We start from the raw sequence: 23346 nt of genomic DNA on the forward strand, positions 1-23346 counted from the left end.
ACGTGCGTAGTCGCGACCGGCTCACTCGGTGCCGAGCGCCTTGCGGAGCACGTGGACGGCCTGTTCGACAGCGCCGGTCGCCGCGGCCGACGGACGCAGCGGGTTGACCATCATGAAGTCGTGCAGGATGCCGTTGTAGCGCACCGACGTGGTTCGTACGCCGGCCTCGGTCAGCCGGCGTGCGTAGGCCTCCCCCTCGTCCCGCAGTACGTCGTTCTCGTCGACGATCAGGAACGCCTCGGGCAACCCGGCGAGCTGGTCGAGCCCGGCCCGCAGCGGCGACGCGGTGATCTCGGAGCGCATGCCCTCGTCCGGCAGATAGCAGTCCCAGAACCAGGCCATGCCCTTCGCGGTGAGGAACGGCCCGTCGGCGAACTCGCGGTAGCTGTCGGTGTCCTGCCCGGCGTCCGTGACCGGGTAGTACAGCGACTGGTGGACGAACGTGACGTTCCCCCGGTGCTTGGCGAGCAGCGTCAGCGCCGCGGTCATGTTGCCGCCCACGGAGTCGCCGGCCACCGCCAGCCGGGTCGCGTCGAGGCCCTCGTCGGCTCCGTGCTCGGTGATCCACCGCGCCGTCGCGTAGCCCTGCTCGATGGCGACCGGGTACTGCGCCTCGGGCGACCGGTCGTACTCAACGAACGCGACCGCGGTCCGCGCGCCGACTGCCAACTCGCGGACCAGCCGGTCATGGGTGCCGGCGTTCCCGAGCACCCATCCACCGCCGTGCATGTAGAGGACGACCGGCAGCGTGCCGCTCGCGTCGGCGGGCTTCACGATGCGGACCTGGACGTCGCCGACCTCGACTGGAACCGTGATCCACTTCTCGGTGACGTCCGGCTTGTCCACAGGTTGTGCCTGCAGGTCGTCGAGGACCTTGCGGGCGCCCTCGGGACCCAGCTCGTACAGGTACGGAGGGTTCGCCGTCGCGTCGGCGAAGTCCTGCGCCTCCCGCTCGAGGAAATGCTTGCTCATGAGAATTCCTTTCCGGTCCGGAACGTGCGTTCTTGCCCGGCGGAGTCCGCGCAGCCGCCGGTTTCGTGACGGAGGCGTGCCGAGCGTCACAGGACTTGTCGATCTCCGGTCTGAGTAGCGAGTGGAGAGGAGACGGCGATGAGTAGCTCGCACCAGCACCACGCAGAGCTGTTCGTGGCGATGCAGCTCAGGCTGTGCGCACTCGGCCAGAACCCGTTGCGCCGCGGCGTCGACCGGGTCGAGGCCGTGTTGCTGATGACCTTCGTTCTGGCGGCGCTGCTGCTGATTCCCGCCGCCCTGGCGCTCGGCGTCGTCGTCCACGAGCACGTCGAGCGCTCGGCGGCCGAGGTCCGGGCGCACGCCGTCGCGGTGCGCGCTGTGGCCTTGGACGACACGCCGGACCCCGGCCTCGCGGTCGACGGCCCGAGTACCGCGACCGTCCGGGTCCGCTGGGTCGACGACTCGGGTACGCCGCATGACGGCACGGCCGACGTACCGGCTGGAACCCAGGCCGGCACCGAGGTCCGACTGTGGCGCAACGGCGACGGCCGCCTCAGCGAGTCGCCTCCCGTGGCCCCGAACAGCACGGCCGCGGCGCTCGCCATCGGGCTGAGCCTGCCGGTCTTCGGATGGCCTGCGCTGGCCTTCGTGTACCGCCTCGCCGTCCGTCCGCTGGACCGCTACCGGGCCGAAGCCTGGGGCCGTGAGTGGGAGCGTGTCGCCTCCCGCTGGCCACGTCCCTGGCGCTGACTGGTGACCAGGCCGACTGGACGAGGACGATCATGACCACGCAGATTGAGGACTACGCGCTGATCGGTGATCTGCGCACGGCTGCCTTGGTCGGTGCCGATGGAGCGATCGACTGGTTGAGCCTGCCGCGTTTCGACTCTCCCGCCGTGTTCGCTGCTCTCCTCGGGCGGAGCGAACACGGGACGTGGCGGCTGGCGCCTGTCGATCACGACCGGTGCACACGTCGCCGGTACCGCAGCGGTTCCCTGATCCTCGAAACGGACTGGATCACCGCTGACGGCGCGGCCCGGGTGATCGATCTGATGGTTCCGGGAGCTGCAACACCGACGGTGGTGCGCATCATCGAAGGTCTGGTGGGCGCCGTCCGGATGCGAACTGACATCGTTCCGCGGATGAACTACGGCAAGGACGCTCCGGCCGTGCGGGCGAGCGGTGACGGCCGTCTGGTCGCCGCTTCCGGCAGCGACGAACTGTGGCTCGACAGCGACATCGACCTGGCGATCGACGCCGGAGCCTGGACAGGCTACTTCTCCGTGACCGCGGGCGAGCGGGTCGCGTTCACCCTCACGCATGCGCCTGCCGACGAGCCGCCCGTGGCTGTTCCGGCGGCGGGTACGGCGCTGGTCGCCACGGAGACGTACTGGTCCGACTGGCTGAGCCGGTCGACGTACGCCGGCCCGTGGGTTGACGAGGTCAATCAATCGTTGGTCGTCCTGAAGGCACTCACCTACGCCCCGACCGGCGGCATCCTGGCCGCCGCGACCACTTCGTTGCCGGAGCAGCTCGGTGGCTCCCGGAACTGGGACTACCGGTACTCATGGTTGCGCGACGCAACATTCACCCTGCACGCCTTCCTGGCCACCGGCTTCCTCGACGAGGCCGCTGCCTGGCGCGACTGGCTGGTCCGCGCAGTCTCTTCCGCCAGTCCGGCCGACCCGCGGATCATGTACGCCGTGGACGGCTCGAGTGATCTCCCTGAGCAGACCCTCGACTGGCTGCCCGGCTACGCCGGCTCCTTACCGGTCCGGGTCGGGAACGCCGCGGCCACGCAGCAGCAGAACGACGTGTGGGGCGAGGTGCTCGACGTACTCTCGGCCGCTCGCGCCGCCGGCGTGCCGGACTCGGTGGACCAGCAGAAGCTGGAACGCGTGCTGCTCGACCGCATCGAAAGCTGCTGGCGGGAGCCGGACCACGGACTCTGGGAAGTTCGAGGCCCACGTCGGCACTTCGTGCATTCGAAGGTGATGGCCTGGGTCGGCATCGACCGCGCCGTCCGCCGCTTGCAGGAACACGGCGCGGACGAGCCTGCCGAGCTTGTCCGGCTGACGGCGTTGCGCCGCACGATCCGGCAGGAGATTCTCGACCACGGCTACGACAGCCGACGGCGCGCCTTCACCCAGTCGTACGGGTCACCCAGACTGGACGCCGCCGCACTGCTGATGCCGCGCTACGGCTTCCTTGCCGCGGCCGACGCCCGCATAGCCGGCACGATCGATGCGATCCAGCGCGATCTCACCGACGACGGCCTCGTCCTCCGCTACGCGGTGAGCGACGAGGGGCACAACGTCGACGGCGTACCGGGCGGCGAGGGCACGTTCCTGGCGACCTCCTTCTGGCTCGCCGACGCCCTGCACAGCGCCGGACGGACCGGTCAGGCAACCGAACTGTTCGAGCGACTGCTCGCCCTCCGCAACGACGTCGGCCTACTGAGCGAGGAGTACGACGCGGCCACCGGACACCACCTCGGCAACACACCGCAAGCCTTCAGCCACGCCGGCCTGATCACCACCGCACTCACCCTCAGCGCCGCCTGGTCGGCGGCGGGACGTGACGCCGAGTTCCGAGAACGTCTCGCGTAGGCGAATCAGCTTCATCACGTGCCGCCGGCAACTTCCGCGGCTTGATGGCGCGGTGGCACGCCGGGCGGTAGCGTCCTGCTATGCCGACCGAACATCCCGCGCACGGGTTACTGGGTCGGCACGCTGAGTGCCGGTTCGTGGATCGGCTCCTGGACACCGTGCGATCCGGTCAGAGTCAGGTCGTGGTCCTGCGCGGTGAGCCCGGCATCGGAAAGTCCGCGCTGCTGGAGTACACGCAGCGCGGTGCGTCCGGTTGCCGGGTGGCGCGAGTGACCGGGGTGGAGTACGAGACCGAGCTTGCTTACGCCGGGTTGCATCAGCTCTGTGCGCCGTTCCTTCCCCTCAAGGAACGACTTCCGGCACCGCAACGTGATGCGCTCGACACGGCGTTCGGGCTGAGCCCCCACGGGCCTTCCGACCGGTTCGTCGTCGCGCTGGCCGCACTCGCCCTGCTGGCCGAGGCCGCGGAGGAACGGCCCCTGCTGTGCGTGATCGACGACGCCCAGTGGCTGGACCGGGAATCACTGCTGACGATCGCCTTCGTCGCCCGCCGCCTGTATGCCGAATCGGTCGGGATGGTCCTCGCGGTCCGGCAGTCCAGTGAGCTGCGGGAGCTGGCCGGGCTTCCGGAGCTGGCGCTCAGCGGACTCGACTACCGCGAGTCGCGTGCGCTCATCGACGCGGCCTGGCCGGGACGTCTGGACGAGCGGGTCCGGGATCGGGTGATCGCGGAGTCGCGTGGCAACCCGCTCGCGCTCCTCGAGTTTCCCAAGGGCCTGACTCCGGCCGAGTTCGCCGGCGGTTACCAGCTCCCGGACGCGGCGCCGGTGGCGACCCAGATCGAGCGGAGCTTCCGGCGCCAGGTCGAGTCACTTCCGGCCGACACCCGGCAGCTGATGCTGACGGCAGCCGCCGAGCCCATGGGCGACGTGACGTTGCTGTGGCGGTCGGCGGCGGTGCTGGGACTGGCGCGCGATGCCGCGGAGGCTGCACAGCGCGACGGGCTGATCGAGCTCGGAACCCACGTCCGGTTCCGCCATCCTCTGGTGCGCTCGGCGATCTACCGGGCCGCCTCGGCGAGCGACCGGCTGCAGGTTCATGCCGCACTCGCCGCCGCCATCGATGCCGGACTCGAGCCTGATCGGGCCACTTGGCATCGTGGACATGCGACGACCAGGCTGGACGAATCCGTCGCCGATCAGCTGGAGCAGTCCGCAGAGCGCGCGCGAGCCCGGGGTGGAGTCGCCGCTGCCGCGGCGTTCCTCGAACGGGCCGCGGAACTGACCCCGGATCCCCGCCGGCGTGGCCGGCGGATTCTCGCCGCCGCCCGGGCGCGATTCGCGGCCGGCGCGTTCGCTGCCGCGACGGCATTGCTGGCACTGGCAGAGGGGTGTCCGATGGACGACCTCGACCGCGCCCTGATCGCTCGCCTCCGGGCCCAGATCACGTTCGTGGTGAATCGTGGCGTCGATGCTCCGGGCCCGTTGCTCGCGGCGGCCGAGCGGCTCGCGCCGCTGGATGCCGAGACGGCGCGCGACACGTACCTGGAGGCGCTCGGTGCCACGCTGTACGCCGGCCGCCTGCACGGAGCCGTCGGTGCGTACGAGATCGCCGTCGCCGCGCGGAACGCGTTCCCGGAGCGAGATGGGACGCGACCGACGGACCTTCTGCTGGACGGCTTGGCCACCCGCTTCACCGATGGCTACGTGGCCGCTGTCCGGCCCCTGCGGCAGGCGCTGGATGCGTTCGCCGTTGCCGACGACAACGACGTCCTGAGCTGGTTCTGGCTGCCGTGGCTCGTCGCGGGCGACCTGTGGGACGACCTCAAGTGGCACGATCTGGCGGCTCAAGCGGTTCGATTGTGCCGCGAGACCGGCGCGCTCACCTCGCTGCCCCTCGCGCTCGGCTACCGGGCGGTCGTGCACGTGCATGCCGGCGAGTTCGCGGCGGCATCCGCGCTGATGGAAGAAGGGAACGGGATCGCCCAGGCGACGGGCGGCGCGGCCGTGAACTATCCGCCGATGCTGCTGGCCGCTTGGCGTGGCGTCGATCCGAAGGAACTGCTGGAGGCCTTCCGCGTCGATCTCGAGGACGCGACCGCGCGTGGCGAGACCCGATGGATCGGCGGCAGCGGCTACCTGAACGCTTTGCTGCACAACGCCGTCGGGCGTCACGACGTGGCGCTGGCCTCGGCCCGGGAAGCCTGTGAGTACGACGATCTGGGCCTCTACGGCTTCGCCCTGGTCGAGCTGGTCGAGGCGGCCGCCCGCAGCGGCGCCCGGGACGAAGCCGCGGCTGCCCTGCGACAGGTGCGGGAGCGAACGAGCGCCGCTGGAACCGACTGGGCGCTCGGCGTGCAGGCGTGGTCGCGAGCGCTGCTCAGCGAACGGCGGACCGCCGAAGGTCTGTACCGCGAGGCGATCGAGCGGCTCGAACAGACCCGCGTCCCGCTCCACCTGGGCCGGGCGCGGCTGTTGTACGGCGAGTGGTTGCGCCAGGAGAGCCGCCGGACCGATGCACGCCACGAACTCCACGCCGCGAACGAGCTGTTCAGTCAGTTCGGAGCCGAGGCGTACGGCGAACGCGCCCGGCGGGAGCTCGTCGCCGCCGGTGGCGCTGCCCACAGCCGCAGCGACCGTGCCCTCGGCCTGCTCACCAGCCAGGAGTCCCAGATAGCCCGGCTCGCGCGGGACGGCCTGTCCAACTCCGAGATCGGGGCCGAGCTGTACATCAGCCGCCACACCGTGGACTGGCACCTGCGGAAGGTGTTCGCGAAGCTCGAGATAACCTCGCGAAAGGAACTCGGCACCCTCCCTCTGAGCCGCCTCGAATCGGCCTAGCTGTCCCGGAGCGCGGCGAGCTCCTCCCCGAAGTGCGCCATCGCCGCGAGATGCAGGAACGGTCCCCAGCTCACCCGCGCCACGCCGAGCGCTGCCAGTTCGGCCAGGGGTGGTGAGGGCGGCAGCCGTACGACGTTCACCGGGCCCGCGACCTGCGAGACGAACTCGCGTACCGCGCCCGGCTCCCACAGCCCGATCGGGTAGAGGCAGTCGGCGCCCGCGTCCAGATACGCCGTCGCGCGCTCGATGGCCTCGGGCACCAGCGGCGCCATCACGTCGGGGTCGGCACCGGCAAGGAGTGCTGGTACGAAGACGTCGACGCGGGCGTTGACGACCAGTGGGTAGTTGGTCTCGGCCGCGGCCTCCCGAACCGCGGCCAGCCACTTGGCGTGCTCGGCCGGTGCCCGCAGGCCGCCGGCGCGGTGGTCGGTGTCCTCGAGGTTGCAGCCGGCGGCGCTGACGGTCCGCAACGCCGCCACCAGGTCGGCCGGCTCCATGCCGTAACCGGCCTCCGCGTCGACGGTGACCGGTACATCGACCGCGCGTGCGATCCGGGCGGCCGCGGCGAACATCTCGTCGGCCGGCGCCCGCTCCTGGTCCTCGTAGCCGAGGACCGCGGCCACGGCGGCGCTGCTGGTCGCGACAACCGGGAAGCCGGCAGCTACGACGGCACGAGCCGACGCCACATCCCAAGCATTCGGCAACAGCAGCGGAGCGTCAGCGTGATGCAACGACCGGAGCAGCTCACAGCGGAGCTGCAGTTCTGCGTTCTGGGAATCGCTCATGTCGCCCGCCCCTGGATCCTGAACAGCCGACCCTAGCTTTACGCACCACAGCCCGTCTGCGAAAGTGCCTGCTCGGCTAAGTCTTCGCTGTCCGAGGGCTGCGCGTACGGCGCTTGAGGTCGCGGCGTTCGTCTTCGGAGAGGCCGCCCCAAACGCCGGCGGCCTGGCCGGTGTGTAGTGCCCACTCCAGGCAGTCATCGACCACCTCGCAGTGGCCGCAGATCTGCTTCGCGGCCTCGATCTGGTGTAGAGCCGGGCCGCTGGTTCCGATCGGGAAGAAGAGTTCGGGGTCTTCGGTTCGGCACGCGCCCCGGTGCAGCCATCTCATGGCGTCATGCCTTGGGCTACGAGCTCGGCCAGGTCGAACAGACGGCTGCTGTAGCCCCATTCGTTGTCGTACCAGCCGAAGACCTTGACGATGCTGCCGCTCACCTGGGTCAGCGGCGCGTCGAAGATGCAGGACGCGGGATCGCCGATGATGTCGCGCGACACGATCGGATCCTCGTTGTACCGGAGTAGCCCCTTGAGGTAGCCCGACGCCGCGTCGGCGAACGCTTGATTGATCTCCTCGACCGTCACCCGTTCGCTCAGCTCCACCACCAGGTCCGTGAGCGAGCCGTCCTCCAGCGGGACCCGAACTGCGACACCGTCGATTTTCCCGGCCAGTTCCGGGATGACCAGGCCGACGGCCTTCGCCGCACCCGTGGTGGTCGGGATCAGGTTCACCGCGCCGGACCGTCCGCGCCGCAGGTCCTTGTGCGGTGAGTCGAGGATCACCTGATCGTTGGTGTAGCTGTGGATCGTGGTCATCAGGCCGTGCTCGACGCCGAATGCCCGGTGCAGGACGGACACCATCGGCGCGACGCAGTTCGTCGTACAGGACGCGTTGGAGATGATGTGATGCGCGGCCGGGTCGTAGGTCTCCTGGTTCACGCCGAGCACGAACGTCGCGTCGATGCCCTTGCCGGGCGCCGAGAGGATCACCTTCCGGGCCCCTCCGGCGAGGTGCGCGCCGGCCCCCTCCCGGGTCGCGAAGCGCCCAGTCGACTCGATCACGATGTCCACGCCGGAGCCTCGCCAGTCCAGCTCAGCAGGGTCGCGGTGCGCCGACACCCGGATCGACGCTCCCCCGACGGTCAGCGTGTCGCCGCTGTGCCCGACCCGCTCCGGCAGCGGCCCGTACGTCGAGTCGTACTGCAGCAGGTTCGCGAGCGTGGCGGTGTCAGTGATGTCGTTGATCGCCACCACCTCGATCGCCCTGGTCCTCCGCGCTAGCGCGACCCGCAGGAAGTCGCGCCCGATCCGCCCGAAACCGTTGATCCCTACCCGCACTGTCATCCCATGCCTCCTCTGTTCGGAGATGAGGACCGGGCCGGGTTTCGATGTGTGACGCCGGCTGCGACGCGGTTCAAGCGCTGGGCAGAGAACGGCAGGCCGCGGTAGCGCGTCACACTTCCTCGGGATGTGCGGACCAACTCGGCAGACGGGACAACATTGCGGAGAGGACGCACTCTATGAGGACCATCGTGCTGATCCACGGATTTTGGATGACCCCACGCAGCTGCGAGCACTGGATCGATCGCCACCGGCGGGCCGGATACCGCGCAGGGAGGCAACGATGACTGTGTCGCCGTTGGTCTGGATTCTGACGCTGGCCGGGATCCTCGCGCTGCTGGCGTTCGACTACTTCTTCCACGTCCGGTCCGTGCACGTCCCGACCCTGCGCGAGGCCGCGATCTGGTCCGCGGCGTACGTCGGCATCGCGCTGCTGTTCGGGCTCGGCACCTTCGTGCTCGGCGGGACCGCGATGGGCTCGGAGTACTTCGCCGGATACATCACCGAGAAGGCGTTGTCGGTCGACAACCTGTTCGTGTTCCTCGTCATCGTGACCAGCTTCCGGGTGCCGCGGGAGAATCAGCAGAAGGTCCTGCTGATCGGCATCGTCTTCGCGCTGATCACTCGGACCGGGTTCATCTTCCTCGGCTCGGCACTGGTGAACATGTTCTCCTGGGTGTTCTACCTCTTCGGCCTCGTCCTGCTGCTCACCGCGGGCCACATGCTCAGACCCGAATCCGAGGAGTCCCACTCGCCCGACAACCTCATGATCCTGATCAGCCGCCGCCTGTTCCACACGGCCGACCACTTCGACGGGGACCGGCTGGTCACCGTCGAGGGCGGCCGCCGGGTACTGACCCCGATGGTGCTCGTGATCGCCGCGATCGGCGGCACCGACCTCCTGTTCGCCATCGACTCGATCCCGGCGATCTTCGGCCTGACCCAGAACGTGTACGTCGTGTTCACCGCGACCGCGTTCAGCCTGCTCGGGCTCCGGCAGCTGTACTTCCTGCTCGACGGACTGCTCGACCGGCTGATCTACCTGTCGTTCGGGTTGGCCGCGATCCTCGCCTTCATCGGCGTCAAACTGATCCTGCACGCCCTCCACGAGAACAACCTGCCGTTCATCAACAACGGCAAGCATCTCGACGTCGCCGAGATCGGCACCGGCCTGTCGCTGACGGTCATCGTGGCGATCCTGGTCGCCACGATCGTCGCGTCGCTGCTCAGCGTCCGCGGCCGCACCCAGAACGCGATCAGCAGGATCCGCCGCGACGCCCGCAGGTATCTCGACTCCGAATACACCGCCGACCCCTCCGAACGGGAACGGATCTACCTCCGCCTGGTCGACGCCCGCGACTACCTCACCGCGCTCGGCCCGAAGGCGAAACAACAGGTCGAGAACGAGCCCGAACTCCTGGAACTCTGCCGCCAGGTCACCGAATCCCACGAACGATCCCGGGAACGGGGTGCAACGACGTGGACCGCGGACCCGGCCGAGCTGTGACATCGGAGCCGAGTTGTCACATCGCGAGCCGCTGCTGGGACATATAGGCAGCCGACCGGCACGCGGCCGGCAGTTCATCGCACGGAACAGGACAGATCCATGAAGAATCCCCTGACCATCCCAGCTCGCCGTACGCCAGGACGATGGCGCACCCTCGGGTTCCTGCTGGCCGCGGTGGCCTTGGCCATGGCGAGCTTCAATCCGGCTCAGAGCGTCGCCGGCGAACAGCGTGGCACGAGGCCGACCATCGTGCTGGTCCACGGCTCGTGGGCGGACGCCTCCAGTTGGAACCGCGTCACCGAGCGGCTGCGGGACGACGGTTACGCGGTCCGTGCCCTCCCCAACCCGCTGCGCTCGGTGGCGAGCGACTCAGCGTCGGTGCGGGCCTTCCTGGAGACGGTACCGGGACCGGTCGTGCTGGTCGGTCACTCGTACGGCGGTTTCGTGATCAGCAACGCGGCCACCGGGCTGCCGAACGTCAAGGCCCTGGTGTACGTGAACTCCTTCGCGCCGGAAGCCGGCGAGACTCCGTTCCAGCTCGTGGGCCCGGACTCCGCGCTCGCCGTGGATCCGGCAACCGTGTTCGATCTGGTGCCCGCCGACCAGCCGCCCACCGCGACCACCGACGTGTACCTGAAGCGGTCGGCCGTCTTCTCCTCGTTCGCCACCGGGCTGGACCACGACGACAAGGACCTCGTCTTCGCGACCCAGCGGCCGGGTGCGTTCGGAGCGCTCAACGACCCGTCCGGAACCCCGGCCTGGAAGACGATCCCGTCCTGGAGCCTGATCGGCACCGATGACCAGATCATCCCGGCCGCCGAACAGCGGAAGATGTCCCAGCGGGCCGGCGCGACGATCACGGAGTACGAAGCCGGGCACCTCGGCCTGATGACCCGTCCCGGCACCGTCACCCGGGTGATCGGGCAGGCCGCCCACGCGGTGTCGCGCTAGAACATCACACCGTCGAGAGCGGGCTGGAGTCTGCGATCAGCCCGGCGTTGAGCTGTCTGCGCGAGGTGACAGCGAGCTTGCTGAACACCTTGCGAAGGTGCCATTCCACAGTGTGGTGGCTGAGGAACAGCTGGCCGCCGATCTCCCGGTTCGTGAGCCCCTCGGCGGCCAACTGCGCGATCTGCGCCTCCTGGGGCGTCAGAACGTTTCGCGCGTCTGCCTGGCGTCTCCGCGCGGTCTCACCGGTGGCCGCCAGCTCCTGCCGCGCACGCTCGGCGTACGCCGTCGCGCCCATGTCGGCCAGGCTGTTGTACGCGATGCGCAGGTGGAACCGGGCGTCTTGGCGCCGCCCCTCCCGACGCAACCATTCGCCGTACACCAGGTGCGCACGCGCCAGGTGTACGGCGATGCGCGTCCGGCCGAGGCGCTCCACCGCCTCGTGGTACAACGCCTCGGCGGCCTGGCCTTCGGCGAGCAGCGCCGCCGAGCGAGCCAGCACACCGAGCGACCAATCGGTGCCGGCGGCGCGGGCGTGCTCCTCGAGGTGCCGCAACGCCTCGGTCGCCGTACGCCGTTCGCCGCTGCGTGCTGCCGCCTCGACAAGCTCCGCCAGGGACCAGCCGTAGAACCCGAGGTCCTCCTGCTCGACCGCTTGCCGCGCGGCTTCGAGCGCGGCGTGGTACCGGCCGAGGCCGTTGTAGAGGACCGCTGTGACGCACCTGGCCAAGGCAAGCGCCCGCCCTTCCCCGGACTCCGTAGCCTCCCGGACACCGGCCTCGATGACCTTCACGGCCGCGTCCTCGTCGCCGCGCCAGGCCGCCAGCATCAACTGGGTGTAGCTGAGCGGCGCCCTGCCGGTGGCCACGGCAATCGTGTCGGACTCCGAAACCAGCGCCGCCGCAGCGGCGAACTCGCCGGCGTGCAGGTGCACGCCCGCCCGCAGCGACAGCGCCATGGGCAGGACGCTGAGCGCACCGAGCCGACGGCCGAGCTCGACCGCACGGACCGCCAGGTCGTGCCACGCCTCGTCGTCCCAGAGTTCGGGCGCGATCGGCTCGGGTGCGACGGGACACGCCAGCCACAACCATTCTTCGAGGCGAGGCTCGCCGCCGGCGAACTCTGCCCGCAGTGCGGCCAGCGCCCGCCGCAGCAGCGGTACCGCGGCGACGTACCCCTCCGTGAAGCGGGTGGCCACTGCGTTCAGCAGCAAATCCATCGGCCCTTGGTCGGCCGCGGGCCGAGCCGCGCAGGCGGCCCCGGCCGCCTTCTCGACATCGCTGAGCCGGCCCCCGAAAATCGCGGCTCCGAGCGCCTCGAGGTAGGCCGCACGCGCCATCGGATCGTCCAGTGTCTCGAGCCGGTCAGCCGCGGCGAGCAGCAACGGGGCGGCATCGCGGCTGCGCCGGCGCGCGAAAACGATCTGGGCTCGAAGCCACCCGAGGTGCGCTCGCTGGTGGGCGGTCAGCGGGCCGATCTCGGCCGCGCCGACCAACTCGTACGCGCTCTGCGCCTCGCCGGCCCGGAACTTCGCGGCCGCCGCGGTCAGCGCCCGCTCCGCACGCCGGTGCGCGTCCGGGGTCAGTTCCGCGGCCCGCTCCAGGAACGCGGCCGCCGCCGCGACACCGCCGCGGGTCCGCGCCCGCTCGGCCGCACTCATCAGGTCGGACGCCACCGACTCGTCGAGGCCGACGGCCGCGTGGGCTCGGTGCCAGACCTTGCGGTCCGGGTCGTCGATGGCCTCCGTGGCGTCGGCCAGGGCGCCGTGCGCGCTCCGCCGATCGGCCGCCGAGGCCGCCTGGTACACCACCGAGCGAATCAGCGGATGCCGGAACCGCACCCGGGACCGGATCTCGATCAACCCGGCCGCCTCGGCCGGCGCGGCGGCGTCCGCACCGATTCCGAGCCTGGCGGCGGCCCGCCACAGGAGGGCCGCGTCACCGATCGGATCGGCCGCGGCGGTCAGCAGGAGCAGCCGGGTCTTCGCCGGCAGCGGTTCGAGGCGGTTCCGGTACTCCTGCTCGATCCGGCCGGTCAGCGCACCCGCCTCCGGTACGGCGGGAAGCCCGAAGCCACCCGCCAACAGCCCCGGCGTCAGGCCGCGCGGCAACTCGATCAGCGCCAGCGGATTGCCCTGCGTCTCGGCCACGAACCGGTCCCGGACCCGGTCGTCGACCAGCCCCGTCAGGACCGAGCCCAGCAGCGCTCGCGCGTCACTGAAATCCAGCCCACTGACGCGGAGCTCCGGCAGGCCGGCCAGCTCGTCTGTGTCGTGAGGCGTCCGGACCGCGAAGACGAGCGCGACCCGCTCGGCAAGAAGCCGGCGGGCCACGAACGCGAGGGTCTGGGCGGACGACTTGTCCAGCCACTGGGCATCGTCGATCAAACAGATCAGCGGCGCGTCGTCAGCGACGTCGGTAAGCAGGTTCAGCATCGCGAGACCGACCTGGAAGCGGTCCGGCGGAACCCCGGCCGTCAGCCCGAACGCCGTACCGAGTGCCTCGTAGCGCGGGTCGGGCAGCTGCTCCGGAAGCTGGGCGCAGAGCTGGTGCAGACCGGCGTACGCCAGCTCCAGCTCGGCCTCGACTCCGGATGCCCGGACGACCCGGCACGGTCCTGCGTGCTGCTCGAGGTAGTCGAGCAGAGCCGTCTTGCCGATGCCGGCGTCACCGCGAACCACGAGCGCAGCGCTCTGCCCGGCTCTCAGACCAGCCACGAGCCGATCGAGAGTCGCACACTCACGCTGCCGGCCTTGCAGGTGAATCCCCATTGCCCTCCGCCCAATGCGCCAGACTAACCACGGTCTGCCGGGGGCGGCAACGAACCGGCGTCAGGCGACGATATCGTGCGCCGCCAAGTTCGGCGCCTGGCGTCCGCCGCTCTCGAGCCGGGCAGGGGACCGGCAGACCAGTTGCCGCGCGTTGGCTGCGCTGAGCTGCAGGATCTCCGAGATCTGCCGGTGCGGGTAGCCGAACGCCTCCCGGAGCACGTACGCCGCACGCTCGCTCGGCGGCAGCCTCGCCGCCATCAGCTGCACCGCGCGCTCGAGCGCCTCGCCGTGTCCCGCGCGCGACCGAGTCGTCGCTCACGTCCGCGTCCTCGGGGACGCGGTCCATCGCGACCTCGCGCCGCTTCCACCCGGACTGGCGGAAGTTGATGGCGAGCCTGCTGGTCATCGTGATCAGGAGCGCCTGCAAGCTCTCGACCACTGCGCGGTCCGCCTGCTGCCAGCGCAGCCATACCTCCCGGACGACGTCCTCGGCCCTCGATCCCGCCGCCGAGGATCCGGCGAGCGATCGCCAGCAGCCGCGGGTGCAGCTCGAGGAAAGACCGCCAGCGCCTCCTCGAGTCCGTCGTACCGTTGCTGCACCAGTTCCGCGTTCACTCTTGCCGCCTCTTTCTGCTCAGGCAGTCAACTCGGTGCGCGCGCGTTCACGAATTTCCGGATGTGCGGCAACTGGCGCGGGTCGATGGTGTGGCCACCGGGGAACGTGAGGAGCTCGACGTCGGCGTCACGGCGGCGCAGTTGCTCGGCCAGCCTCATGGTCTGTTCGGGCGTGGCCATCGGGTCGTTGTTGCCGTTCACGATGAGGACGCGCTTGCCGGTCAGGGCGTGATCCTCCGGCTCATCCGCGGCGAACGGGACCATCGCGGCCAGCAGTACGGCGCCCGCCAGTGACTCGGGGTGGCGCAGGAGCAAGGCGGACGCCATGTTGGCTCCGTTGGAGAAGCCGACGGCGAGCCAGGACCCGGCTGGTACGCCGTACCTCTGCTCGGTCGCAGTGAGGAAGGCCGCGAGCTCGTCCGCGCGCCGCCGGAGGTCGTCCTCGTCGAACACGCCCTCGCGCAGCCTGCGGAAGAACCGGGCCATGCCGCGCTCCGTCACGGTGCCGCGCGGCGACAGCACGGGTGAGTTCGGCGCGAGGTGCTCCCGCAGTACGAGCAGGTCGTGTTCGTCGCCGCCGGTGCCGTGCAACAGCAGGAGCGGCGGCCCGGACGTGCCCGGTAGCCACACGTGCGGCCGCTCGTTCATGTGTTCGACTGCGGTACCGGGGGGACGCGCAGTGACGGGAGCGCACCCTCGATCTGATCCCGGTTCGGTTCGAGCCAGGGCGGGAGTTTCAGGTGCTGGCCGAGCTCCAGCAACGGCTCGTCGACCGTGAAGCCTGGCTGGTCGGTCGCGATCTCCAGCAGGACACCGCCGGGTTCGCGGAAGTAGATCGAGGTGAAGTACTGCCGGTCCAAGATCTCGGTGACCGGGACCCCGGCATCCATCAGCTCCTCGCGCCATTTGGCCTGGGTCTCGCCGTCCGGTGCCCGGAACGCGATGTGATGCACCGTTCCCGCCGCCTGCAGCCCACGCGACGACCGGCTGGCCTTCACATCCACCGCCGTACCCTCAGCGCTCCCCGACATCACGAACCGACTGCCGTCGGAGGTGTCCTGGCCGTGGCTCATGCCCAGCATTCCGGCCAGCATCTCCGCCGTCGGGTCGAGCATCTGCTCAGTCATCGTCACCGAGAACAGCCCGCGGATCGCGTTGTCGGACGGACTGGCGGCCACACCGTCCCACCCCGACCGGCCGTCCCCCTCCGAGGCCACCAACTCGATCACCAGCCCGTCGGGATCCCGCAGCCGCAAGATCTCCTCGTTAGACGTGGCAACCGGCGCATCGGCGTCGACCTTCAGGCTGCGCAACCGCTCCTGCCACCAGCCCATCGACTCCGGTGGGACACTGAACGCCGTCGCCGTGGTGAGACCGGTCCCCTGCCTTCCCTTCGGCACTCCCGGCCAGGGGAAGAACGTCAGCAGCGTCGACGGCCGGCCCGAGGTGTCGCCGTAGTACAGGTGATAGGTGTCCGGGGCATCGAAGTTCACTGTCCGCTTCACCAGCCGCAGCCCCAGGACCGTGGTGTAGAAGTCGACGTTGCGCTGCGGATCCTCCGCAATCGCCGTCACATGGTGCAAACCGTGCGGTGCGACGGAGCTGTTCATGACTCATATCCCTGTCTTCAGCCGAGGTAGAAGCCTCTTCACCTGCAAACAGTCTCGCCCCCAAGTCCGAACAGCCCCGCCACCTGTGACACCAAGCGGACTGAGTGCTCGCCCGCTTCGGATGGCTGTGCAAGGTGGGTGCAATGCGCGTCGACAGCCTCATGGTATGGCGAATTTGCTCAGTGATCTGCGACGGCGTGGGGTTTCGGTCTGGCTGGACGACCTGCATCGCGCCGCGTTGCTCGACGGGACCCTGACGAGCCTGATGCGGCAGCGGTCGGTGACCGGCGTGACCAGTAATCCGGCGATTTTCGCGCGGTCGATCATCGGGTCACCCGCGTACGACGACCAACTGAAGGAACTGCGGCGCCGTGGAGTCAGCGTGGACGAGGCTCGGCGGGCGCTGACCACGTGGGATGTCCGCGCCGCTTGCGACCTCTTCCGGGCTCTCTACGAGCAGACGGATGACGGGCTCGTCTCGATCGAGGTCGATCCGCGGTTCGCCTACGACCCCGACGCGACGCTCGCGGACGCCCGGGCACTGTGGTGGCAGGTCGACCGGCCCAACCTGCTGGTCAAGATCCCCGCGACGAGGCAGAGCCTTCCCGCGATCGCCGCGTGCCTGGCGGAAGGGATCAGCGTCAATGTGACGCTGATATTTTCCGCCCAGCGGTACGCCGAAGTCTTCGACACGTTCGTCGACGGCATGACACGCGCGGCGGAAGCTGGTCACGACCTGCGGCGGATCGCGTCCGTCGCATCGCTCTTCGTCTCCCGCGTCGACACCGCGGTCGACCAACTGTTGCAGTTGAGTGGGCACCCCGGGCTGAGGGGCCGGGCCGGTCTCGCCAACGCGCGCCGCGCCGCCGGCATTCTCGCCGAGCGCATCCAGAGTGCGGACTGGGGCGAGTTGCGGGCTGCAGGCGCCCGACCCCAGCGATTGCTCTGGGCATCGACCGGCGTCAAGGATCCGGCCTACGACGCCACCCGGTACCTCAGCGGCCTCGCCGTCGCCGGAACGATCAACACCATGCCTCTGGCCACACTCGAAGCTGCCGCAGCCCGTCATGCGGCGCCGACGCCCGACGAAGCCTGGCCGGACCCCGGCACCGAACTCAGATCTCTCACAGAAGCCGGGGTGGAACTCGAAGCCGTGATGACGCAACTCGAGATCGACGGCGTCGAGGCCTTCTCCCAAGCTTGGTCGTCCCTCGGCGAGGCGATCGCCCGCCGCCTCGTTCCGGAGTCCTGAAACCGTGGCCAGATCCGAGGGATTCGCGTCCTGATCAGTGGACATCGGCGCAGGGCATCCCGGTGTTGACAACTGATGTTCCACGAAACGGAAGGAATCGACCATGTGCACATCCCCGGGAGTTGCCCCATGACCACCACCACGGCGGAGCCGACGATCGCCCGCCAAGCGCTCGTTGCACTGGCCCTCGCGTCCGGCAGCGTCGTCGCGCTGGGTTTCACCCGCTTCGCCTATGCGCTTCTCCTTCCTCCTATGCACGAGGTACTGGACTGGACCTACGCGCAGGCCGGCGGGATGAACACCGCGAACGCCCTCGGCTACATCATCGGCGCCGCCACCGCCGCGCTCCTGGCCCGGAAGGCCGGTGGCCGTCAGGTGTTCCTGTGGAGCCTGGCCGTGAGCGCGTTGGCGTTGCTGGCGACCGCCGCGACGACGAACTTCGCATCGCTGCTCGCGCTGCGCTTCGTCGGTGGCCTGGCGACGGCCGTGACCTTCGTCGTCGGTTCGGTGCTCGCCTCCCACATCGTGACCGGAGCCACCCAACGCCGATCGGCCCTGATGGTCGCCGTGTACATGGCCGGAGTCGGTATCGGAGTGGTCATCTCGGGACTGGTGGTTCCAATCTCGCTCACGTCAGGCGCGTCCGGCTGGCGGCTGGGGTGGTTGCTGATGGGAGCGATCTCCCTGGTCGCGCTGGTGCCCGCGTGGCTGGGGGCACGATCCGTCACCCCGTCGAGCGGCGCGCACTCCGTCGTCCTCGCCAGTCATCAGTTGCGCCGACTGGCCCCGACCTTCGTCTGGTACCTGTTGTACGGCGCCGGCTACGTCAGCTACATGACGTTCGTCATCGCCCTGCTCAAATCCGAGGGTCTGGGCGGATCCGCCATCGCCTTGTACTTCGTCGTCCTGGGCCTCGCGTCCGTGGTTGCCACGCTGGCGGTCTGGGGGCACCTGGCCGGCCGGCTGCGCGCGGGGCAGGCACCTGCGTTGGTCGCGGTATTGGTGTTCCTCGGCGTGCTCCCCCTGCTGCTGCTCCCCACGGGCATCCCGGCCGCGATGGTCTCGGCCGTTGTCTTCGGCGCGAGCTTCATGGCCGGACCGACCGCAGCCACCGTCATCGCCCGCCGGATGCTCCCCCACGGCTCCTGGACTGCCGGCATCGCCTTGCTCACCGTCGCCTTCTCTGTTGGTCAGGCGATTGGGCCGCTTGTCTCCGGGCTGCTGTCGGACAGCGCCGGCGGGATCACCAACGGTCTTTGGCTCTCGGCTGCGCTCCTGATCCTGGCTGCCGTTGCGGCGCTCTTCCAGCGCGACCATCACGCTTCCTGAAAGGAATCCATCATGTTCAAGTGCATCCTCGCCGCCGTGGACGACTCGGACCGCACCGACCGGGTGATAGAGGTCGTCAGTTACCTCGGACGCGCAAGTCGCGCGGCTGTCCATCTGGTGCACGCCGACGAAGCCGAAGCCGTCTACGATCAGGTGGTGGACCTCGAGGACGACCAGTCCGCACAGGGTCTGGTCGACCATCGGCTGGCCCAGTTGCGCTCTGAGGGTGTCGTCGCCAACGGAGAAGTCATCGACGTGCTGCACGAGGACGTCGCGGAGGCGATCCTCACCAGGGCGCGGGAGTTCGGCGCCGATCTGATCGTGCTCGGCCCGCGGCACCACAACAGGTTCGCGTCGCTCTTCGGCACGAGCGTCAGTCTCGAGGTCGCACTGAACTCCCCGACGTCGGTGCTGCTCGTCACATGAGCGGCTCGAAGATCATCGTCGTGGCCTACGACGGCGTCCGTCTCCTGGATGTCTCCGGCCCGGTCGAGGTGTTCACGGTCGCGAACGAACACGGCGCGCGGTACGACGTGAAACTCGCCTCGCTCGGCGGGCGCGCCGTCAGGACAAGTGGCGGCGTACGGCTGATGGCCGACCTCGTGCTGGAGCAGATCGACGATCGGGACACGGCGATCACGGTGATTCCTGGCAGCCCTGACCTCGCCGCCGCGAACGAAAACCTTCTCGCGCAGGTACGGCGGCTGGCCGCGACGAGCGACCGGGTCGCCGCCGTGTGCGCCGGTGCGTTCGTCCTGGCCGAGGCCGGGCTGCTCGGGGGCCGCCGCGCCGCCACACACTGGGCGCTCGCCGACCGTCTGGCCCGCGACTACCCTGCCATCGAGGTCGACGCCGACGCGATCTTCGTCCAGGACGGCAAGTACCTGTCGTCGGCCGGCATCACGGCGGGTATCGATCTCGCCCTCGCCATGGTCGAGGCCGATCACGGTGCTGCCTTCGCCCGGACAGTGGCCAGGCAACTCGTCGTGTTCATGCAGCGGCCCGGCGGTCAATCGCAGTTCAGCGTCCGGGTCCGGGCGGAATGCGAGCGTTGTGACGACCTTCGTCCCGTGCTCGACTCTGTCGTGCTCGACCCCGCAGGTGACCATCGCCTGGCGGCGCTGGCCGCCCGGGCCGCCGTCAGCGTGCGCCAGCTCACGCGAATGTTCCGCGACGAGGTCGGTACGACGCCGGCGCGCTACGTCGAGCAGGTCCGGGTCGAGCACGCCAAGAACCTGCTCGAGACCGGGGATCAGTCGATCGAGACCATTGCCCGGCAAGCAGGCTTCGGCTCGCCCGAAGCCTTGCGACGTGCCTTCGTGCGCACCGTCCGGATCACACCGACGGCTTACCGCGCCCGGTTCCGGTCCACCGGAGCACACCCGTGACCTTTGACCCCTTTCTTGCCCCACATGCCCTCGAAGTCCCTCTCACAGCACCCTCCCAGCGCCGGAGTCTGACCGTGTCCCCCCGGAGACGACCGGCGAAGGAGAGCCGCACCATGGCGATGTCACTGCGATTGCTCGGCGAGTTCGAACTGCTGACCGGCGACCCGCCCGTCCGCGTCGCCGTACCGAACGGACGAGCGGCCACGCTCTTCAAGCTAGTCGCCGTACGCCGTAACAGGGTCGTTCCGTTGGATTCCGTCATCGACGCACTGTGGGCGGATCGGCCACCGGATGCGGCCGCACAGGTCATCTCTTCACTGGTGAGCCGGTTGCGACGGATCATCGGCCGCGATCTGCAGCGTTTCGACGACGGCTACCGCCTGGACACCTCGCGATGGACTGTCGACCTCGACGAGGCAGTCCGTCTTGTCCAAACCAGTCAGCGACGGCTCGACGCTGGTGAACCCGCGTTGGCCGACGCGGCGGCGCGCCGGGCTGTCAGGCTGCTGAGCCTGGGGCTCCTCGCCGGTTCGGTGACGACAGACTGGCTCGCCCGCGCCCGGACCGAGTACGACGCGCTCGTTCGGCAGGCTCGCCAGCTGGCATGGACGACCGCCGACGCAGTCGGCGACTATGACCGAGCCCGAGCCTTCGCCGAGGCAGCGATCGCCGACGACAGCCTCGACGAAGTGGCGTACCGAGCCCTCATGACGGCCCACCACCGGGCCGGCCGGCCCGCGCTCGCGCTGCGAACGTACATGCGGCTCAGGAACGAACTGAGCGAGCAACTCGGTACGTCGCCCGATCGCGCGACCGACCAGCTTCATGTAGGAATTCTGCGCGGCCTGGATCCAGAGCCTCGGCAAAAAGCGGAGCCACACGCGTCCACGGTTCGACCGTCCAGAGCGTTGGTCGGCCGTGACGATGTACTCGCTCGGAGCGAGACCGTCTGGCAAGAAGCCGTCGAGGGTGCGGGCCGCAGCCTGCTAATCCGGGGCACACCAGGTTCTGGACGGACCGCCGTGCTGACCGAGATTGTCCGGTTCGCCCGATCAACCGGTGGGGAGGTGCTCACGGGGTGCTGTGCGCCCGGCACACGCCGGCTTCCGTTGCACTCCCTCGCACACGCATTCCGTTCGTACTACGCGACCGCGCATCCCGACGTCATTCGTGCGAGTGTGGGCGACTTCGGCGACGTGGCCTGCTGGCTCGTGCCGGACCTCGCGGAGTCGGTTCCAGCCGGTACGGCGCACAGCCGGCGAGCTTCCCTGCGACGCACGCGGGTGGTCGAGGGAGTCGTGCAGTTCGTCGCCCGGATCGCCTCCCAGCAACCGGTACTGATCGCGCTCGACGATGCCGGCTACGCCGATCCGCTCACACTGTCAGCCCTGACAGCGGTGCGGCAGCGACTTGCCGACGCACCGATCGCGTTGGTGGCGACGACCGACCTCGCCTTTCGGCCCGACCCCTTCGGCCCCGCGGCGGCCATGTGCCTCGCACCACTCGACCGGACGGCGACAGCACTGCTGGCCGAGCGGAGCCAGCTTGGCCATCTCGCGGACAGCATTCATGCACTGACAGCAGGACATCCGCGTTTCGTCGTCGAGGCACTTCGCGCCGCCCGACGTGGTGCTGACCTCACGGCCGAACTGCCGCAGTCCCTGGTAGACGCCGCCATCGACCGGATCGAGCACGCCGGGCCGGCGGTCGTCGACGTACTCACCAAGATAGCCGCACTCGGGCTCCGGTTCACCGGAGCCGAAGCGGTCCGCGTCGGGCCCGAGGGAACGGTCACTGCTCTTCGCCGGGCTGTCGACGCCGGACTTCTGCTGGCCGATGGTGAGCTTCTCGCCTTCGAGAGTGAACTGCTCCGTGCCGCACTCTGCGCGGCCACCCCAACGCCGCTGCGGCCGCTCCTCGGCTTCACAGCGGACGCCTGTGTTCCGGCGCTCGCCGGAACAGCCGCCTGACCATCGTTGACCTACGCAACCACATCGAGTTCCGCCAGGGGACCCACCCGAAAGGAGGCGTCATGCCCGACGCCGATTCCCAACACAACCCAGCTATGCACCGGACGAGTCTCTCGTACCGTCGCCGTACGGCCGGATTCGTACTGGCCGGCGCTCTTGCCTTCGGCGCGGTCGCGGTGCCCACAGCATCGGCCGGCGACACTCGGGCCCTGGACCGGCCGGCGACCGCATCGGCCGATCACCCCGCCACCCTCCAGAGCGATCTCCGGCGCCACGTCGAGTCCTATCTGAAGCAGCACGGCGTGGAGGAGTACGCGTCCGCGGTCGGACTGAGTCTGAGCCTGCCCGGCCATCGGTCGACGGTGGACGTGACAGCGGGCACCATGAGCTTCGAGACCCACCGACCGGTTCCCGCAGACGCCGTCTGGCAGATCGGAAGCAACACCAAGGCGTTCACCGCGGTGCTCCTGCTCCAACTGGAGGCAGAGCACCGGCTGTCGATGGAGGACAAGCTCGGGAAGTGGTTGCCGCAGTACCCGCAATGGCGCGACGTCACGATCCGAAGCCTGCTCAACATGACGAGCCGCATCAGGACCTACGACGACCCGGCCACGCAGATGCTGGGCGACTTCGCGAGTGATCCCAACCGCTACCTCAGCAAGGTCGACCTGGTCTCCTACGTGGCAGACCTGCCACCGGCGGACGCGAAGTGGCACTACTCCAACACGGGCTACGTGTTGAGCGAGATGATCATCGAGAAGGTGACCGGCACGAGCTACTCGCGCCAACTGTACTCACGGATCATCAACCCGCTGCAATTGAAGAACACGTTCTACCGTGCCCACCTCTACCCGCGACAGGTCACTGCCAGGGAGCCCGCCGGCTACTTCGCCGTCCGGGGATCCGGGCCGATGGATCGGCTCTACGGCCAGGACATGAGCACCTCCACCATGTCCTGGGCACGTGCCGCGGGCGGGATCCTCTCCACGCTCCACGACCTGACGGTCTGGACTCGAGCCCTGTACTCCGGACAGTTGCTGCCGCCGAAGCAGCAGGCCGCACTGACCAGCCTGGTATCGGTGCGCACCGGCGAACCGATCGACGGCACCTCAGCAGCGGAACCGGCCGGGTTCGGGCTCGGCGTGCAGCAGAGCACCATCGGCCCTCTCGGCACATTCTGGAGCTACCAGGGTGGGACCTTGGGCACGCGCGTCCTGCACGTCTATCTGCCGGAGTCGGGCGTCATCATGGCGATGGGGGTCAACAGCTTCTCCGAACCGAATTCCATCGGCAAGCTCGCGATGGCGGTACACGCGACTCTGAAGGCGCACAACCTGATCAAGTGAGCGACGTGGAGGTGGCCCGGGTCATGCGAGACCCGGGCCACTCAGCTCTGCCGGCACCGTCGCCGCAGCC

The 23346-nt window shown here is 69.2% G+C and carries 19 protein-coding genes; 11 read left to right on the forward strand and 8 right to left on the reverse strand.

Annotation, left to right across the window (positions count from 1 at the left end; genetic code table 11):
- Nucleotides 1–21: 21 nt before the first annotated feature.
- A complete protein-coding gene (locus BJY22_RS35110) occupies nt 22–972 on the reverse strand; it encodes an alpha/beta hydrolase (RefSeq protein ID WP_167215752.1) in 951 nt (316 codons plus the stop codon).
- Between the two features lie 138 nt (nt 973–1110).
- Between BJY22_RS35110 and BJY22_RS35115 the strand changes: the two genes are divergently transcribed.
- From BJY22_RS35115 to BJY22_RS35125, 3 genes are all read left to right on the forward strand, one after another.
- A complete protein-coding gene (locus BJY22_RS35115) occupies nt 1111–1722 on the forward strand; it encodes an Rv1733c family protein (protein ID WP_167215754.1) in 612 nt (203 codons plus the stop codon).
- Nucleotides 1680–3581 carry a glycoside hydrolase family 15 protein gene (locus BJY22_RS35120; protein WP_337759736.1) on the forward strand — a complete coding sequence of 634 codons (1902 nt, stop codon included), beginning with the start codon at nt 1680–1682 and terminating at the stop codon, nt 3579–3581. Before BJY22_RS35115 ends, BJY22_RS35120 begins: the two co-directional genes overlap by 43 nt.
- Nucleotides 3582–3661: 80 nt before the next feature.
- Nucleotides 3662–6421, forward strand: coding sequence for an AAA family ATPase (locus BJY22_RS35125; RefSeq protein ID WP_167215758.1), 2760 nt, complete (start codon nt 3662–3664; stop codon nt 6419–6421).
- Here the strand turns inward: BJY22_RS35125 and BJY22_RS35130 are convergent.
- The 3 genes from BJY22_RS35130 to gap form a co-directional block, all read right to left on the reverse strand.
- On the reverse strand, nt 6418–7206 hold the full coding sequence (locus tag BJY22_RS35130; protein WP_167215760.1) for an isocitrate lyase/PEP mutase family protein: 789 nt from the start codon (nt 7204–7206) through the stop codon (nt 6418–6420). The genes BJY22_RS35125 and BJY22_RS35130 overlap by 4 nt on opposite strands.
- 76 nt (nt 7207–7282) lie before the next feature.
- Complete coding sequence (locus tag BJY22_RS35135) at nt 7283–7534, reverse strand: WhiB family transcriptional regulator (protein WP_167215762.1); 252 nt, start codon at nt 7532–7534, stop codon at nt 7283–7285.
- Nucleotides 7531–8544 carry a type I glyceraldehyde-3-phosphate dehydrogenase gene (gene gap, locus BJY22_RS35140; protein ID WP_167215764.1) on the reverse strand — a complete coding sequence of 338 codons (1014 nt, stop codon included), beginning with the start codon at nt 8542–8544 and terminating at the stop codon, nt 7531–7533. Before gap ends, BJY22_RS35135 begins: the two co-directional genes overlap by 4 nt.
- A gap of 280 nt (nt 8545–8824) precedes the next feature.
- On the opposite strand from gap, the gene BJY22_RS35145 reads away from it, so the two are divergent.
- Entirely contained in the window at nt 8825–10048 is a 1224-nt protein-coding gene (locus BJY22_RS35145; protein WP_167215766.1) for a TerC family protein, read from the forward strand.
- A 99-nt stretch (nt 10049–10147) separates the two neighbouring features.
- A complete protein-coding gene (locus BJY22_RS35150; protein ID WP_202891402.1) occupies nt 10148–10999 on the forward strand; it encodes an alpha/beta fold hydrolase in 852 nt (283 codons plus the stop codon).
- Between the two features lie 4 nt (nt 11000–11003).
- Here BJY22_RS35150 and BJY22_RS35155 read toward each other — a convergent pair whose 3' ends face one another.
- The 4 genes from BJY22_RS35155 to BJY22_RS35170 form a co-directional block, all read right to left on the reverse strand.
- Complete coding sequence (locus BJY22_RS35155) at nt 11004–13766, reverse strand: helix-turn-helix transcriptional regulator (protein WP_167215768.1); 2763 nt, start codon at nt 13764–13766, stop codon at nt 11004–11006.
- 60 nt (nt 13767–13826) lie between these two features.
- Complete coding sequence (locus BJY22_RS35160; protein WP_337759737.1) at nt 13827–14033, reverse strand: sigma factor-like helix-turn-helix DNA-binding protein; 207 nt, start codon at nt 14031–14033, stop codon at nt 13827–13829.
- 375 nt (nt 14034–14408) lie between these two features.
- The gene (locus BJY22_RS35165) at nt 14409–15029 is read right to left on the reverse strand and encodes an alpha/beta hydrolase (protein ID WP_167215772.1); all 621 of its coding nucleotides are present in this window, start codon (nt 15027–15029) and stop codon (nt 14409–14411) included.
- The gene (locus tag BJY22_RS35170; protein WP_167215774.1) at nt 15026–15991 is read right to left on the reverse strand and encodes a ring-cleaving dioxygenase; all 966 of its coding nucleotides are present in this window, start codon (nt 15989–15991) and stop codon (nt 15026–15028) included. The genes BJY22_RS35165 and BJY22_RS35170 overlap by 4 nt, the downstream gene beginning before the upstream one ends.
- A 166-nt stretch (nt 15992–16157) precedes the next feature.
- Here BJY22_RS35170 and tal point away from each other — a divergent pair, with 166 nt between their 5' ends.
- The 6 genes from tal to BJY22_RS35200 all read left to right on the forward strand — a co-directional run bounded on the left by tal (nt 16158) and on the right by BJY22_RS35200 (nt 23276).
- Nucleotides 16158–17243: a transaldolase gene (gene tal / locus BJY22_RS35175; protein WP_167215776.1), complete on the forward strand. Its 1086-nt coding sequence runs from the start codon at nt 16158–16160 to the stop codon at nt 17241–17243.
- A 129-nt stretch (nt 17244–17372) separates the two neighbouring features.
- Nucleotides 17373–18572 carry a YbfB/YjiJ family MFS transporter gene (locus tag BJY22_RS35180; protein ID WP_167215778.1) on the forward strand — a complete coding sequence of 400 codons (1200 nt, stop codon included), beginning with the start codon at nt 17373–17375 and terminating at the stop codon, nt 18570–18572.
- 12 nt (nt 18573–18584) lie between these two features.
- A complete protein-coding gene (locus BJY22_RS35185; protein ID WP_167215780.1) occupies nt 18585–18998 on the forward strand; it encodes a universal stress protein in 414 nt (137 codons plus the stop codon).
- The gene (locus BJY22_RS35190) at nt 18995–19960 is read left to right on the forward strand and encodes a GlxA family transcriptional regulator (protein WP_167215782.1); all 966 of its coding nucleotides are present in this window, start codon (nt 18995–18997) and stop codon (nt 19958–19960) included. Before BJY22_RS35185 ends, BJY22_RS35190 begins: the two co-directional genes overlap by 4 nt.
- A 113-nt stretch (nt 19961–20073) precedes the next feature.
- Entirely contained in the window at nt 20074–21930 is a 1857-nt protein-coding gene (locus tag BJY22_RS35195) for an ATP-binding protein (protein ID WP_167215784.1), read from the forward strand.
- Between the two features lie 62 nt (nt 21931–21992).
- Nucleotides 21993–23276 (forward strand): serine hydrolase domain-containing protein, encoded by a 1284-nt coding sequence (locus tag BJY22_RS35200; protein WP_167215786.1) that lies wholly within the window; start codon nt 21993–21995, stop codon nt 23274–23276.
- Nucleotides 23277–23346 lie beyond the last annotated feature (70 nt).

The sequence above is a fragment of the Kribbella shirazensis genome, from assembly GCF_011761605.1.
Classification (GTDB): Bacteria; Actinomycetota; Actinomycetes; order Propionibacteriales; family Kribbellaceae; genus Kribbella; species Kribbella shirazensis.